This window comes from Polaromonas sp. P1_F8, from assembly GCF_056405635.1.
On sequence record NZ_JBFUBS010000002.1, the window covers coordinates 61,203 to 75,677 of the forward strand.

The following is a 14,475-nucleotide window of genomic DNA, read 5'->3' on the forward strand; positions in this document are numbered from 1 at the left end:
GGGGCTTGCCGGGGCAGGCTCGAGGCTGGGCGACTTAAAATCGCGGGTTACCTGTCCCCTAGCCAAAAAGCACCCTTATGTCCCAGCGCCGCCTGTTTGTCACCACTGCCCTGCCCTATGCCAATGGCAATTTCCATATCGGCCACATCATGGAATACATCCAGGCCGACATCTGGGTGCGGTTCCAGCGCATGCAGGGCCATGCGGTGAACTTTGTGGGCGCCGACGACGCCCACGGCGCACCCATCATGATTGCCGCCGAAAAAGCCGGCAAAACGCCGCAACAGTTTGTGGCCGACATCGCCGCGGGCCGCAAGCCCTACCTGGACGGTTTTCACATCAGCTTTGACAACTGGCATTCGACCGACGGGCCGGAAAACCACCAGCTGGCGCAGCAGATCTACCTGGACCTGAAAAAGGCCGGGCTGATTGAGACCAAAACGATTGAACAGTTCTTTGATCCTGAAAAGAACATGTTCCTGCCGGACCGCTACATCAAGGGCACCTGCCCCAAGTGCGGCACCAAAGACCAGTACGGCGACAACTGCGAAAACTGCGGCGCGGTGTACGCACCCACGGACTTGATCAACCCGTATTCAGCCTTGTCGGGCGCAACGCCCGTGCTCAAGAATTCGGAGCATTTTTTCTTCAAGTTGTCCGACCAGCGCTGTGTGGACTTTCTGGAAAAGTGGACGCAAGACGGAAAGTTGCAGCCCGAAGTCGCCAACAAGGTCAAAGAGTGGTTCAGCGTGCGTACCAACCCCGACGGCACCCAAAGCGAAGGCCTGGGCGACTGGGACATCAGCCGGGACGCGCCTTACTTCGGAATTCAGATCCCGGACGCGCCGGGCAAGTACTTTTACGTGTGGCTGGACGCGCCGGTCGGCTACCTCGCCTCGCTGAAAAACCTGCTGGAAAAGCGCGGCGAAAACTACGATGCCTACATGGCCACACCGGGCCTGGAGCAGTACCACTTCATCGGCAAAGACATCGTCACCTTCCACACGCTGTTCTGGCCGGCCATGCTGCACTTCAGCGGCCGCAAGACACCGGACAACGTGTTTGTGCACGGCTTCCTCACCGTGAACAACGGCGAGAAGATGAGCAAAAGCCGCGGCACCGGACTGGACCCGCTCAAGTACCTGAGCCTGGGCATGAATCCCGAATGGCTGCGCTACTACCTGGCCGCCAAGCTCAATGCGAAGAATGAAGATATCGACTTCAATGCCGATGATTTCATGGCGCGGGTCAACAGCGATTTGGTGGGCAAATACATCAACATCGCCAGCCGCGCCGCGGGCTTTGTCGCCAAGCGCTTTGCCGGCAAGCTGGGCGAAGTGTCGGCCGACGGCATGGCGCTGCTGGACGCGCTGCGCGCCGCGAAGGAAACGATTGAGCCGCTGTATGAAGCCCGCGAGTTTGCCAAAGCACTGCGCGAAGCCATGCTGCTGACGGACCGCGTGAACGCCTACGTCGACCAGAACAAGCCCTGGGAGCTGGCGAAGCAGCAAGGCATGGATTCGCGCCTGCAGGATGTCTGCACGGTGTGCATCGAGGCCTTCCGCCTGCTCACCATTTACCTGAAGCCGGTGCTGCCTGCACTGGCGGCGCAGGTGGAAGAATTCCTGAAAGTCAAACCGCTGACGTTTTCGGACGCTGTCTCCAGCTTGGGTAGCGGCCATGTGATTGGCGACTACAAGCACCTCATGCAGCGCGTTGACATCAAACAACTTGAAGCACTGTTTGAGCCCCCAGCCCAGGCAGAACCGGCGCAAGCAGCTACTGATTTGATAGCAGAAGCCACTGTGCCCGGCGGCGAGGCCATCGCGCCTGTCATCACCATTGACGATTTCGCCAAGGTCGATTTGCGCATCGCAAAGATCGTCAACTGCGAACCCGTAGAAGGCTCGACCAAGCTGTTGCGCCTGACGCTGGATGCCGGCGAAGGCCGCATGCGCAACGTGTTCAGCGGTATCGCTTCAGCCTACAAGCCCGAAGACCTGGTCGGAAAACTCACGGTGCTGGTCGCCAACCTGGCGCCGCGAAAAATGAAGTTCGGCATCAGCGAAGGCATGGTGCTGGCCGCCAGCCACGCGGACGAAAAAGCCCAACCCGGCATCTATGTGCTGGAACCCTTGCCGGGCGCTACACCGGGCATGCGCATTCACTGAGTTTGCTGCGCAACGCCGCCTGCGTCAGGCCGGTGCCGAATTCCTGGCATCCGCCGCCCCGGCCGCAAAGCGCAGGCCGGTCCCCGAACGGCTGGAAAGCTCGCCAAGCACGAGGCCCAGCGAGTGCAGCAATTGCGTTGCATCGCCTTCCCTGAAGGGCGCTTCGGCCACCGCGACCTTGAACTGCAGCACGGTGTTGGGCGGCAGGCTGGGGCTGTCGGCCAGTCCGCGGGCAATCAACCGCTGGCCGATGTCGGTGAGCGCCCCGCGTGTCAGGTGCCCCTGCAGGATCAGCACAAAGTCTCCATCGCGGTGGCGGGCAACCGTATCGCCTTCCTGCGCAACGCTGGTCACGCAGGCGCCGGCCTGGACTACCGCGCTTTGCGCCGCTTCCATGCCGTAGTCCTGCCGGATATCAATGGAATTGCCCAGCCGGATGCGAACCACCGCGCCCGCGCCGGGGTCGCGCTGCTGGCGAATCAGCAGGGCATCGAGCCGCTGAAGCAGCACACGGTGATTGCCCAGGCCGGTCAACGGGTCCACACGCGTCAGCGCACCCACGCGCACCTGGTTGTCGCGCTTTTCGCGGCTGCGCAGGTACAGGGCCATCATCAGGAAAAGGATTTCCAGGGCGGCACCGATTTGCGCGCCGAATTGCGTGGCCGTGCCCAGAGACATCATGCCCTGCGTGCGCAGGATGGGGAAGATCGAGCCAACCGTAAGGCACACCATCGCGGCCATGACCCAGATACCCACGGCCGGCCGGCGCCAGGTGTACCAGGCGGAAACAAAAAGGTAAACGGCGATGCTTCCGATGTAGTAAGGCGTGGCCAGGTTGAAAGACGACTTGTTCCCCAGAGCCAGGAAGGCCAGCACGATCGCAAAGCCCAGAACGGTCATGGCCAGCAGCCCGCGGGAAAGCCAGGGCACATCGCGGTCAACCACCATCTGGCGCAGCACAAGATGCAGCAATGCGGCAGTGGCCAGCGACAGCCCCACGGGCGCGCAGTCGTTCCACCAGGCATTGCGGGGCCAGAAAAATTCTCCCGCCAGGCCAGTCAGCGACAACTGGCCAAGCGCCACGACCAGCACATAACCGGCATACAACAGGTGGATGGAATCACGCCACGAGACCGCGTGGAAAGCGCTCATCAGCGCCATCAGCAGCACCAGGCCGATGTAAACCCCCAGCAGGAGGTGCCATTGCTTGGACTGCTCGTGAAAACTGCCCGGATCGGACAGGACCCAGTGCATGCTGATCGGATAGTTGTGGGTGACCCGAAGGTAAGTGGGCCGCGTCTCACCGGGGCGCAGGAGCATCTCGAACGCCGGTGTCAGGTGGCGCACCGGCCACTCGGCTACGGGGATGGAATCACCTGAGCGCCTGATTTGCCATTGCTCCGCAGCGAGGGGGTCTTGCGAGGGGCGGTACAGCGAGACACTGTCCATGTTGGGGTGCGGTGTCGTGAGCATGACCCGGGTGGGCTGGCTCACCTCAGGCAGCGTCAACCGATACCACAAGGCACGCCCGTCGCCGGTCGGCATGATCTGTTCCGGCCTGGCCGGCTCGCCTTCACCGGCTTCAAAACGGCTGTGAACCTGCTCAAACGTCAGCGAACCGGTACTGTCGACCAGTACCAGCCCCTGGCCAACCACGTCGTAGCCCGCGGACGGCACGCTTTGTGCAACAACAGCCGCGACGGGGGAAGGCGGGACGGCCGTTTCCTGTGCAACAGCCGCAGCGTGGGCCAACAGCAAGGCCGCCAGGCAGGCAGAAAGGCGCGGCGGCATTGCAGACAAAAAACTTAAAAGGCCAAACAATCACTTCCCCAAAAAACCATACGCAGATGATCAAAACGGGACGACACTGATGATTCGGCCCTGAAATCACACGAAAAGTAACTATTTCTACCTAACAAAACCTTCTAATGTACCGAATGTTGAGGCTTCGAACAATGGAAAAAAGTCATACGGGACGCGCAATCTCCGCATTCTCGCCTGCGCGGTTATCTGCGCTGTCGTCCGGGCCATCATCCGCACCACCAGCCACGCAAATCCCGCACCACACGCCAGCCGCATGATGCATTTACCGGCCTATCTCGCCCCATTTCGCCCTCGCCTGTTTTCAGCGCTTGCCGGCTACACCCGCGAACGGTTTTTCAAGGATGCCGGGGCCGGCGTCACGGTGGGTATTGTGGCTTTGCCCCTGGCCATGGCTTTTGCCATCGCTTCCGGCCTCAAGCCCGAGGCAGGCATCTGGACGGCGATCATCGCAGGCGCATTGATCTCTGCGCTGGGCGGCTCGGCGGTGCAGATAGGCGGCCCGGCCGGCGCCTTTATCGTCATTGTCTACGGCATTCTTGAACGCTACGGCCTGGCCAACCTGCTGATCTCCACCGCTTGCGCCGGTGTGCTGCTCTTTCTGCTGGGCTTTTTCAAAATGGGCACGCTGGTGCGTTACGTGCCGGTGAGCATCGTGGTGGGTTTTACCAACGGCATCGCAGTGCTGATCGTGCTGTCGCAGGTCAGGGACCTGCTGGGCTTGGTGGTGCCCAAGATGCCGGCCGATTTTTTCTCGCAGCTGCGTGTGATCGGCGAACACCTGGACAGCTTCAACCCTTACGCGCTGGGGCTGGGGCTGGCCTGCCTGCTTGGCCTCTTTGTGTGGCCCAAGCTGTTTGCCGCACACACGCGAAGCGCCGGCGGTTTCACCACGCGCCTGATCAGGCTGATGCAGGCGGTCGAAGGCGTGCAGCTCAAGCGGGCCACGCGCATGGCGTCGCGCATGCCGGGGCCGATTGTGGCGCTCGTAACACTCACCGCCTTTGCTTATCTGCTGAGCCTGCCCGTGGAAACCATCGGTACCCGGTTTGGCGGTATCCCGCGGGCGCTGCCGGTGTTTGCCCTGCCCGATTTCTCCTGGGAAACAGTACGGCTGCTGGTGGCCCCCACCATCACCATTGCGCTGCTGGGTGCGGTGGAGTCGCTGCTCTGCGCGCGCGTGTCCGACCAGATTTCCGGCCTGCCGCGCCACGACCCCAACCAGGAGCTGATGGCCCAGGGCGTGGCCAACTTTGTGGTGCCTTTTTTTGGCGGCATGCCCGCCACCGGCACCATCGCCCGCACGGTGACCAACGTGCGCTCGGGCGCCACATCCCCCGTCTCCGGCGTGGTGCATGCCCTCACGCTGGCGGTCGTGGTGCTGGTAGCCGCCCCGCTGGCCGTGCATGTGCCGCTGGCGGTGCTGGCCGGCATCCTGCTGTATGTGGCCTGGAACATGGGCGAGTGGCGCGAATTCGCCCATCTGCGCCAGGCCAGCAGCCATTACCGGCTCATCATGCTGGGAACGTTTTTGCTGACCGTGGTCTTTGACCTGACGGTAGCCCTGCAGGTCGGCTTGATCCTGGCCTGTGTGCTGTTTGTACGGCGCATGAGCACCCTGTTTCAGGTGGTGGAGGTCTCGCGCAGCGCCGATGGCGCCAGCTTCCAGCTGTACGGCTCGCTGTTTTTTGGCGCGGTCGCCAAGCTCGACCCCATCCTGAACGTGGTGGAAAGCTCGCCCAAAGGCCTGGTGGTGCGGCTGGACGTGCAATCGCTGCAGTCGCTGGACACCTCCGGGCTCGATGTGCTGGAGCAGCTGCACAAGGCCATTGTGCTGCGCGGCGGCCGGCTGGTCATGGCAGGGCTCAATGCCCAGCCGCGGGCCGTGATGCAGCGCTCGGGCTTCCTGGAGAAAATTGAAACGCTATAAAAACAGGAGCTGCTTGCGCCCGTACCTATTGGGCTGCAGCCACTTTTTTTATATAAAACCCGGCACGTCAGCGATTGCCGCCTGAGGAGCTCGCGCTTTCATCGTCCACCGAGCCCGTGCTGACCACTTTCAGGTCCCGGTCAAACACCACGGTAAAGATGCGTGCCGCCGACGGGGGCTCCATATAACGCCAGTCGTAATGGGTTTCCTGCTTCAGCGCGTACGCGGTGACCTTCATCGGCTTGCCCAGCATTTTGCGCACCTGCTCCATGCGCATGCCGGGCTGCACCTTGGCAAAATTTTGCGGCGTCAGCACCTGCCGCAGCGCGCTCATCTTGCCGTCCGCGCCTATCGTGATCATGTAGTTGACCTTGCCCTCCGGCTGGCGGTTGTATTCGAAGGTGCGGGCGCCCGGCGCCGCCGCAGAGCCGGGCTGCGGCGTTTCGGCCATGTCGGCCGCTTCCCACACCTTCTCGGGCTCGCCAAAGCGGGCGCGTACATCGGCTTCCGTGGCCACGCCTTCTTCCAGTTCGGCAATGCGCTGCGCGTCGCACGCCACCAGACCCAGAACAAATGAGAGCAGACCCATACAGATGAACGTCCTGACGGAAAAAAGTGCCGAAAAGCCCGTTCGGGCCGGTGCAAAGGAGGGTGGGAAAGGTGGTAACAAGGAGCGCAAGGCAGACCCCGGTAAAATCAGCCAACTATACGATTCAGGCAGTTTAGACCCATGTCCCTCCTCAACTTCTTCCGCCGCTCCGACTACACCTCTGATACCACGCAGTTCATCGACCAGCTGAAGGCCAACAAGCCCACCCTGGAAGCCGAGCAACGCGCCGGGCGCGCGCTGCTGTGGGACAAGAACCTGAACCGCACCGAGCAGGCGGAATACGGCGAGGCCAAGGTGCCCCAGCAGCCTTACGTCTACGGCACCAGCAGCCACCCGAACGGAAAATAAGAAGACAAACAGGCCTTAAGCCCTTGCAGGACGAGCGCAAGCAGCTATATTTTTCATAGCAAATCTTTGGCGCATTCACCGCTTCGGCCTCTTTCATGTCCCAAATCCCTTTTTCACCGTCCCCCCAGGAGCTGCCGCCGGCCGCCGGGCAGGAGCTGTCCGCAGCCCTGAGCCCGGACATGCCCGCCGTGATCGACCAGGTGGCGCTGGCGCGCCTCTATGGCGAGCCGCTGTTTGCCATGCCGCACGACCTGTACATCCCGCCGGATGCGCTGCAGGTCTTCCTGGAGGCGTTTGAGGGACCGCTGGACTTGCTGCTGTACCTGATCCGCAAGCAGAACTTCAACATCCTCGACATCCCGATGGCGGCTGTGACGCGCCAGTACCTCACCTATGTCGATGAGATCCGCTCCACCAACCTGGAACTGGCGGCCGAATACCTGCTGATGGCGGCCATGCTGATCGAGATCAAGTCGCGCATGCTGCTGCCGCCCAAAAAGGTCGCCGAGGGCCAGGAGCCCGAAGACCCGCGCGCCGAGCTGGTGCGTCGCCTGCTCGAGTACGAGCAGATCAAGCTGGCCGCCCACAAGCTCAACGAAGTGCCGCAATTCGGCCGCGACTTCCTGCGTGCGCAGGTGTATGTCGAGCAATCGCTGCAGCCGCGCTTTCCGGATGTGCACATCGTGGACCTGCAGGACGCCTGGCGCGACATTGTCAAGCGCGCGCGCCTGATCCAGCACCACGTCATCAGCCGCGAAGAGCTCTCGGTGCGCGAGCACATGAGCATCGTGCTGCGCAAGCTGCAGGGCCGCAAGTTCCTCGAGTTCGAAGATTTATTCGACGCCACGCGCGGCATGCCGGTGCTGGTGGTGACTTTCATCGCGCTGCTCGAGCTCTCTAAAGAAGGCCTGCTGGAAGTGACGCAGGCGGAGGCTTTTGCGCCTATCTATGTGCGGCTGGCATACACGCCCGCCTAAATATTGCCCCCACGCTTTTCACTTCGTGTAATGCGCTGCCCCCCGAGGGGGCCGCTGCGCCTGCGGTCTGGCGAAGCCAGTCCCGCGGCCCCTGCTTGCATAAGAGCATTCTGCGCATCGTGAACAAACCTGGTTTCCATCTCAACGGTGAGTGACTTATCAATGACCTCCGACAGCCTGGGTTCACACAACTTCGACGTCCTCATCATCGGCAGCGGCCTGGCGGGCCTGTCTGCCGCGCTGCTGCTGGCGCCGGGCCGGCGTGTGGCGGTAGTGACCAAACGTGCGCTTGGCGATGGGGCCAGCGGCTGGGCGCAGGGCGGCATGGCTGCCGTGCTGGCCGAGGGCGACTCGCTGGAGCAGCATGTGAGCGACACGCTGGTCGCAGGTGCGGGTCTCTGTGACCTGCCTGCCACGCGCGCTGTGGTCGAGGGTGCGCCCGAAGCCATTGCCTGGCTGCGTGCGCTGGGCGTGGCCTTTTCCGAAGACGCCGGCCACCCGGGAGAGCTGCACCTGACCCGCGAGGGCGGCCACAGCCAGCGCCGCATCGTGCACGCGGCCGACGCCACCGGCGCCGCCGTGCAACGCACGCTGATGGAGCAGGTCCGCCAGACGCCCGGCATCACGCTCTATGAGCACCACATGCTGATCGACGTCATCACCGACCGGCATCTCAAACAAGCTGGTAACCGCTGCTATGGTGCCTATGTGCTCGACACCGCCAGCGGCGAGGTGCTGACCTTCAGCGCCGGCCACACGATCCTGGCCACCGGCGGCGCGGGCAAGGTGTATCTCTATTCCACCAACCCCGACACCGCTACCGGCGACGGCATTGCCGCGGCCTGGCGGGCCGGCTGCCGCGTGGGCAACATGGAGTTCATCCAGTTCCACCCGACCTGCCTCTACCACCCGGACGCGAAATCGTTTTTGATCACGGAAGCCGCGCGCGGCGAAGGCGGCAAGCTGCTGCTGCCGCCCTCGGCCGGCGGCGGGCGCTTCATGCCGGCGCACGACGCGCGGGCCGAACTCGCGCCGCGCGACGTGGTGGCCCGCGCCATCGACTTTGAGATGAAAAAGCACGGCCTGGACTGTGTGTACCTGGACATCTCGCACCAGAGCCCGGCTTTTCTGCAGGAGCACTTCCCCAACATCCTCAAGCGCTGCCTCGAGCTCGGTATCGACATCACGCGCCAGCCCATCCCGGTGGTGCCGGCCGCGCACTACACCTGCGGTGGCGTGGTAACCGACCTGGCCGGACGCACCGATGTGGCGGGCCTTTATGCCGTGGGCGAAACCGCCTGCACCGGCCTGCACGGCGCCAACCGCCTGGCCAGCAACTCGCTGGTCGAATGCGTGGTGCTCGCACGCGCCACAGCCCACACGATTGATGCCCTGGCCCCGGCCGAAGTCCCCGCCCTGCCCGCCTGGGACGAGAGCCAGGTTACCGATGCCGACGAAGCCGTGGTGATCTCGCACAACTGGGACGAGCTGCGCCGCTTCATGTGGAACTACGTGGGCATAGTGCGCACCACCAAGCGCCTCGAACGCGCAGCACACCGCATTGCTCTGCTCAACGCGGAGATCCAGGAGTTCTATGCCAACTTTCGCGTCACGCGCGACTTGCTGGAGCTGCGCAACCTGGTGCAGGTGGCGGACCTGATCGTCCGCTCCGCACATGGCCGGCACGAAAGCCGTGGCCTGCATTTCAGCCGCGACTTCCCAGGCACCGCTGGACAGGCTGTTCCTACCGTGCTGGTACCGCCCGAAAATTGATCTTCCCTGAAAAAATTTTGCCACTTTTAATTCGGAACCCACATGCCCCACCTGACCGTTGAATACTCCAGCAATCTGGCCGGCTTTCCCAAGGCCGAAGCGCTTCAGGCGTTGAACCAGGCCGTCGCCGCCAGCCCTGAAATACAGGATGAGTCCGACCTGAAAACCCGGCTGGTCGCGCTGGACGATTTTGAAATCGGCACGGCGCCGGCCTCACGCGCTTTTGTGCATGCCCAGCTGCGCCTGCTGTCGGGCCGCACGCCGGAAGCCAAGAAGGACCTGGGTGAGCGCATCGCCGGCGTGCTGCGCCGCCTGACCCCGCGGCCCGCAGGCGTGATGGTGCAGCTGAGCGTGGAGATGGTGGACATGGACCGCGCGTCCTACGTCAAGGAAAAGCTTTAACGCGAACCGGCCTCAGACAAGGGTCGCATCTATCCAGCCGCGCAGGCTGTTCACAAATGCCAGCGCCTCAACGCGCGGCAAATCCTCCACCCGCACGACGCGTTCGGCCAGCCGGCCCGCCTGCAGCGCCTGCGCGCGGCCCACGCCCGGCAACAGCCCGCAGGCCAGCGGCGGCGTAACCCAGCGGCCGTCCACCCGCATGGCGATATTGCCGCGTGTGCATTCGGTGATCTCACCCTGCGCGTTCCACAGCACGCTGTCGAACACACCGGGGGCGGTCGGCGTGAAAGCATCGTAATGCGCGCGTCGCGTCGTTTTGAAGCGCACAAATTCGCCGTGCGTCGCGTCCAGCGGCCTGTCGGCCAGCTGCAGGCGCACCTGGGGCGGTGACGGTTCCATGGCATAAGCCTGAGCGGTGAATTTTCCGCTGGCACTGAGCAACAGGCGCACTCGCCAGAGGCCCTGTGGGTGCGCCTGCGCCAATGCCTGCAGACACGCATGGGCCTGCACGGCATCCCATCGGTGGCCAAAGTGCGCAGCCGAAGCCGCCATACGCGTCAGGTGGTCGTCCCTATGACGCAAGTGGCCCGCCTCCAGCGCCAGGGTTTCCAGAATATCGAAGGGCATGCTGGCGCGCGCCAGAAAAGCCTGCTTGTGGCGCCACTCCTGCCATTCCCCTTCAGCCACAGAGCCCGAGGTAATGCCGCTTCCGATGCCGCAACGGGCTTGGGCGCCACGCAGGCTGACAGTGCGGATTGGCACGTTGAAAGTCGCCGCGCCGCCGGGTTGCACCACACCAATCGCCCCACAGTAAACACCGCGCGGCCCGGCTTCCAGTGAATGAATGGCCTGCATGGCGTGCACCTTGGGTGCGCCGGTGATCGAACCGCAGGGGAACAGCGCGGCAAACACATCGGCCAGCCTACAGCCGGGCCGCGTGCGCGCCTCGACATCCGACGTCATCTGCCAGACCGCGGGCAGCGCCTCGGTATGGAACAGGCGCGGCACGCGCACGCTGAAGGGCTCGGCGATGCGCGACAGGTCATTGCGCAGCAGGTCCACGATCATCACGTTCTCGGCACGCTCCTTGACCGACGTGCGCAGCGTCTCGGCCTGGGCCGCATCGCTTTCGGGAGTCGCGCCGCGCGGCGCCGTACCCTTCATCGGCCGGGTCAGAAGATGGCCGTCGCGCCAGTCAAAAAACAGCTCGGGCGATACCGACAAATGCTGCTCATCACCGGTGTCCAGAAAGGCCGCGTAGCCACCGGGCTGCGCGCGCTGCAGGGCGCCAAACAGGGCGTGGGCCGGCGCGGCTTCCTGGCCCGGCAGCAGCTGGCCAGCCATCTGCGCAGTGAAGTTGACCTGGTAGTAGGCGCCGTCGGCAATCGCCCGCTGCAGCGTTGCCAGCGCGGCGTCAAAGGCCGGGCGCGCAAGCGCTTGCTGCCACTGCACCTGCACACCAGCGCCGGGCACAGGCTGTGGCCAGGGCAACGCTTCGTCATGCACCGCAAACCAGGCCAGCGGCCCGTCCGCATCGTGCACGGCCAGCGCGGCATCAAAAGCCGGCGCAGCTTCATAACGCAGGTAACCCACACACCAGGCGCCCTGTGCGGCGGCGGCCTGCACGGCATCCAACACCGGCCGTACTTCATCGAGCGTGCGCGCCACCAGTACCGCACGCGGCGCACCAAAGGCACGGCGCAGGCGCGGCGCTGTATTGTCATGCGCGTCTGAAAAATCAATGCATGCGGTAATAGGGGTCATTCAGGCCTCTAACGCATACCTGGCGGGCGCAAGCAGCTATCAAAACAGGAGCATCTAGGTGCCAGAACCCGGCGTCAAGCCGCACCGATATGCGGCACCAGCCCTGCGGTGGGCTGGCCGTTTTTCAGGGCGGCAGTGAAAGCCAGCATGCGGTCTATCGGCAGCCGGGCACGCAGGCCCAGTGCGGGGTCTATCTTCACTTCATGCGCACCGGTTTCCAGCACATGGGCCAGCCCCGCCAGGCCGTTCATGGCCATCCACGGGCAGTGTGCGCAGCTTTTGCAGGTGGCGCTGTTGCCGGCGGTGGGCGCTTCAATAAACACTTTGCCGGGGTTGAGCGTGCGCAGCTTGTGCAGCATGCCGTTGTCGGTCGCCACAATGAATTCCTTCGCATCCATCTCGCGCGCCGCCTTCAAAATGCCTGAAGTCGAGCCCACGGCATCGGCCAGCGCCACCACGTCGGCGGGTGACTCGGGGTGCACCAGCACTTTGGCGCCGGGGTGTTCCTTTTTCAGCGCCTGCAGTTCAAAAGCCTTGAACTCGTCATGCACGATGCAGGCGCCATTCCAGAACACCATGTCTGCGCCGGTTTCGCGCTGGATGTAGCCGCCCAGATGCCGGTCGGGCGCCCAGAGGATTTTCTGGCCCTGGTCTTTGAGCGCACGCACGATGTCGAGCGCGCAGCTGGATGTCACCACCCAGTCCGCCCGCGCCTTCACGGCGGCGCTGGTGTTGGCATACACCACCACCGCGCGGTCCGGGTGGGCATCGCAGAACGCGCTGAATTCATCCACCGGACAACCCAAATCAAGCGAACAGGTCGCGTCGGGGTCAGGCATGAGCACGCGTTTTTCAGGCGAAAGAATCTTTGCCGTCTCTCCCATAAAGCGCACACCCGACACCACCAGCGTCTGTGCCGCATGGTCACGGCCGAAGCGCGCCATCTCCAGTGAGTCCGACACCAGGCCGCCGGTTTCTTCGGCCAGGTCCTGCAGGTCGGGGTGCACGTAGTAGTGCGACACCATGACGGCGTTGCGGGTCTTGAGCAGCTCTCGGATGCGGGCTTTCAGCACGGCGCGCTCGGCCTGCGTGGGCTCGGCCGGCACACGGGCCCAGGCCTGGTGCGTGCTGCAAACCGCGCCCTCGGGCTGCTCGTAGTCCACACGGATGACGGGCAAGACCGCACTCATGCCGCCACCGTGCTCTCGGCGTCAAAGCGCATGGAAAAATCGATCGCCCGCACGTCCTTGGTCAGGGTGCCGATGGAGATCCGGTCCACACCGGTTTCGGCCAGGGTGCGTAAACCCTCAAGCGTGACACCGCCCGAAATTTCCAGAATCGCTCGCCCGTTGTTGATGCGCACGGCTTCTTTCAGGTCGGGCAGGCTCATGTTGTCGAGCAGCACCATGCGCGCACCGGCATTCAGCGCCTGCGCCAGCTCGTCCAGGTTCTCGACTTCGATTTCCACAAAATCAGCCTGCGCGGCGACGTCCGCAGCGCGTGCCAGCACCTGCGCGATTCCCCCTGCGGCCGCGATGTGGTTTTCCTTGATGAGCACGGCGTCATACAAACCCACCCGGTGGTTGGTTCCGCCGCCCGCGGCAACCGCGTATTTCTGCGCCAGCCGCAGGCCGGGAAGGGTCTTGCGTGTGTCCACAATAGCAGCCCGCGTACCTTTCACGATGTCGACATAAACGGCCGTTTTACTCGCAACGGCGCTTAACAGCTGTAAAAAATTGAGGGCCGTGCGTTCAGCCGACAGCAGGGCACGGGCAAGCCCGCGCACTTCAAACACTACCTGGCCGGCTTCGCAACGCTCGCCATCCAGCACATGCCAGACCAGTTGGGCATCCGGATCCAGCTGCCGCATCGTGGCCTCGACCCAGGCGCTGCCACACACCACAGCGCTTTCACGCGCCACCACCTGCGCCCGTGCCTGGCGGGCCGGGTCAATCAGTGCGGCGGTCAGGTCGCCGCTGCCAATGTCCTCGGCCAGCGCGCGTGCCGCATCCGCCCGGGCCAGGGCGCCCAGCGCTTCAGTCGTGAAATCAAATGACTTTTTCATAAGTAATCTAAGAAAGAAACCGCGCAGTACCCTGCACTAAACTATTGAGTAGACCTCAAAACTGCCGCGAATGTTACAGCGCCACCTGCCGCTGCCCGCCGCCGGCCCCCTTTCGCCCACCCCGGCGTTTTCCTTTTGCCTGAGTACACCCTCCACACCCCATGTTCAGAACACTGCTCAAGTCCAAGATTCACCGCGCTGCGGTAACCCACTGCGAACTCAACTACGAAGGCTCCTGCGCCATCGACGAAGACCTGCTGGATGCCGCCAACCTGGCAGAGAACGAGCAGGTGCACATCTGGAACATCAACAACGGTGAGCGCTTCATCACCTACGCCATTCGTGCCGAGCGCGGCAGCCGCATCATTTCGGTCAACGGTTCCGCCGCGCGGCGCGCCGCCGTGGGCGACCTTGTCATCATCGCGGCGTTTGCGCAGGTGCATGAAGAGCATGTCGCGGGCTTCAGCCCCAAGCTGGTGTTCGTCAATCCGGACAACCGCATCAAGGAAGAGCGCTCGACCATTCCGGTGCAGAAGCCCTGACCCGCGCCCGACTCGTGCTTTAGCTCCGGCTTGCAGCGCACGCCTGAGCTTTCGCCCTCCACTCCTCACCAC

12 protein-coding genes are annotated in these 14,475 nt (G+C 63.5%); 7 read left to right on the plus strand and 5 right to left on the minus strand.

Annotation, left to right across the window (positions count from 1 at the left end; translation table 11 throughout):
- Nucleotides 1-77 precede the first annotated feature (77 nt).
- Entirely contained in the window at nucleotides 78-2,171 is a 2,094-nt protein-coding gene (gene metG / locus AC1D1J_RS09195; RefSeq protein ID WP_477694527.1) for a methionine--tRNA ligase, read from the plus strand.
- Between the two features lie 24 nt (nucleotides 2,172-2,195).
- Here the strand turns inward: metG and AC1D1J_RS09200 are convergent, their stop codons facing one another.
- Nucleotides 2,196-3,962, minus strand: a complete 1,767-nt coding sequence (locus AC1D1J_RS09200) for a sensor domain-containing diguanylate cyclase (protein WP_477694528.1) — start codon at nucleotides 3,960-3,962, stop codon at nucleotides 2,196-2,198.
- A 289-nt stretch (nucleotides 3,963-4,251) separates the two neighbouring features.
- Between AC1D1J_RS09200 and AC1D1J_RS09205 the strand changes: the two genes are divergently transcribed.
- Nucleotides 4,252-5,922 carry a SulP family inorganic anion transporter gene (locus AC1D1J_RS09205; protein WP_477694787.1) on the plus strand — a complete coding sequence of 557 codons (1,671 nt, stop codon included), beginning with the start codon at nucleotides 4,252-4,254 and terminating at the stop codon, nucleotides 5,920-5,922.
- A gap of 67 nt (nucleotides 5,923-5,989) precedes the next feature.
- On the opposite strand, the gene bamE is transcribed toward AC1D1J_RS09205, so the two are convergent.
- Complete coding sequence (gene bamE, locus AC1D1J_RS09210; RefSeq protein WP_477694529.1) at nucleotides 5,990-6,511, minus strand: outer membrane protein assembly factor BamE domain-containing protein; 522 nt, start codon at nucleotides 6,509-6,511, stop codon at nucleotides 5,990-5,992.
- Between the two features lie 141 nt (nucleotides 6,512-6,652).
- Between bamE and AC1D1J_RS09215 the strand changes: the two genes are divergently transcribed.
- From AC1D1J_RS09215 to AC1D1J_RS09230, 4 genes are all read left to right on the plus strand, one after another.
- Nucleotides 6,653-6,880, plus strand: a complete 228-nt coding sequence (locus tag AC1D1J_RS09215; RefSeq protein WP_457279614.1) for a DUF3460 family protein — start codon at nucleotides 6,653-6,655, stop codon at nucleotides 6,878-6,880.
- A gap of 95 nt (nucleotides 6,881-6,975) precedes the next feature.
- Nucleotides 6,976-7,857, plus strand: a complete 882-nt coding sequence (locus AC1D1J_RS09220; RefSeq protein ID WP_477686010.1) for a segregation and condensation protein A — start codon at nucleotides 6,976-6,978, stop codon at nucleotides 7,855-7,857.
- 162 nt (nucleotides 7,858-8,019) lie between these two features.
- A complete protein-coding gene (nadB, locus tag AC1D1J_RS09225; RefSeq protein WP_477694530.1) occupies nucleotides 8,020-9,630 on the plus strand; it encodes an L-aspartate oxidase in 1,611 nt (536 codons plus the stop codon).
- A gap of 42 nt (nucleotides 9,631-9,672) precedes the next feature.
- Nucleotides 9,673-10,032: a 5-carboxymethyl-2-hydroxymuconate Delta-isomerase gene (locus AC1D1J_RS09230; RefSeq protein ID WP_477694531.1), complete on the plus strand. Its 360-nt coding sequence runs from the start codon at nucleotides 9,673-9,675 to the stop codon at nucleotides 10,030-10,032.
- Nucleotides 10,033-10,044: 12 nt separating this feature from the next.
- On the opposite strand, the gene pabB is transcribed toward AC1D1J_RS09230, so the two are convergent.
- The 3 genes from pabB to nadC form a co-directional block, all read right to left on the minus strand.
- Nucleotides 10,045-11,796, minus strand: a complete 1,752-nt coding sequence (gene pabB, locus AC1D1J_RS09235) for an aminodeoxychorismate synthase component I (RefSeq protein ID WP_477694532.1) — start codon at nucleotides 11,794-11,796, stop codon at nucleotides 10,045-10,047.
- A 74-nt stretch (nucleotides 11,797-11,870) separates the two neighbouring features.
- Nucleotides 11,871-12,986, minus strand: coding sequence for a quinolinate synthase NadA (gene nadA / locus AC1D1J_RS09240; RefSeq protein ID WP_477694533.1), 1,116 nt, complete (start codon nucleotides 12,984-12,986; stop codon nucleotides 11,871-11,873).
- Nucleotides 12,983-13,861, minus strand: coding sequence for a carboxylating nicotinate-nucleotide diphosphorylase (gene nadC, locus AC1D1J_RS09245; protein WP_457279620.1), 879 nt, complete (start codon nucleotides 13,859-13,861; stop codon nucleotides 12,983-12,985). The genes nadA and nadC overlap by 4 nt, the downstream gene beginning before the upstream one ends.
- 161 nt (nucleotides 13,862-14,022) lie before the next feature.
- Here nadC and panD point away from each other — a divergent pair, with 161 nt between their 5' ends.
- The gene (gene panD, locus AC1D1J_RS09250; RefSeq protein WP_431095265.1) at nucleotides 14,023-14,403 is read left to right on the plus strand and encodes an aspartate 1-decarboxylase; all 381 of its coding nucleotides are present in this window, start codon (nucleotides 14,023-14,025) and stop codon (nucleotides 14,401-14,403) included.
- Nucleotides 14,404-14,475: the final 72 nt, after the last annotated feature.

Bases quoted from the DNA above. Each gene is read 5' to 3' on its own strand.
- metG (WP_477694527.1), top strand. From the start codon at position 78: ATGTCCCAGCGCCGCCTGTTTGTCACCACTGCCCTGCCCTATGCCAAT.
- AC1D1J_RS09200 (WP_477694528.1), bottom strand. From the start codon at position 3,962: ATGCCGCCGCGCCTTTCTGCCTGCCTGGCGGCCTTGCTGTTGGCCCAC.
- AC1D1J_RS09205 (WP_477694787.1), top strand. From the start codon at position 4,252: ATGCATTTACCGGCCTATCTCGCCCCATTTCGCCCTCGCCTGTTTTCA.
- bamE (WP_477694529.1), bottom strand. From the start codon at position 6,511: ATGGGTCTGCTCTCATTTGTTCTGGGTCTGGTGGCGTGCGACGCGCAG.
- AC1D1J_RS09215 (WP_457279614.1), top strand. From the start codon at position 6,653: ATGTCCCTCCTCAACTTCTTCCGCCGCTCCGACTACACCTCTGATACC.
- AC1D1J_RS09220 (WP_477686010.1), top strand. From the start codon at position 6,976: ATGTCCCAAATCCCTTTTTCACCGTCCCCCCAGGAGCTGCCGCCGGCC.
- nadB (WP_477694530.1), top strand. From the start codon at position 8,020: ATGACCTCCGACAGCCTGGGTTCACACAACTTCGACGTCCTCATCATC.
- AC1D1J_RS09230 (WP_477694531.1), top strand. From the start codon at position 9,673: ATGCCCCACCTGACCGTTGAATACTCCAGCAATCTGGCCGGCTTTCCC.
- pabB (WP_477694532.1), bottom strand. From the start codon at position 11,796: ATGACCCCTATTACCGCATGCATTGATTTTTCAGACGCGCATGACAAT.
- nadA (WP_477694533.1), bottom strand. From the start codon at position 12,986: ATGAGTGCGGTCTTGCCCGTCATCCGTGTGGACTACGAGCAGCCCGAG.
- nadC (WP_457279620.1), bottom strand. From the start codon at position 13,861: ATGAAAAAGTCATTTGATTTCACGACTGAAGCGCTGGGCGCCCTGGCC.
- panD (WP_431095265.1), top strand. From the start codon at position 14,023: ATGTTCAGAACACTGCTCAAGTCCAAGATTCACCGCGCTGCGGTAACC.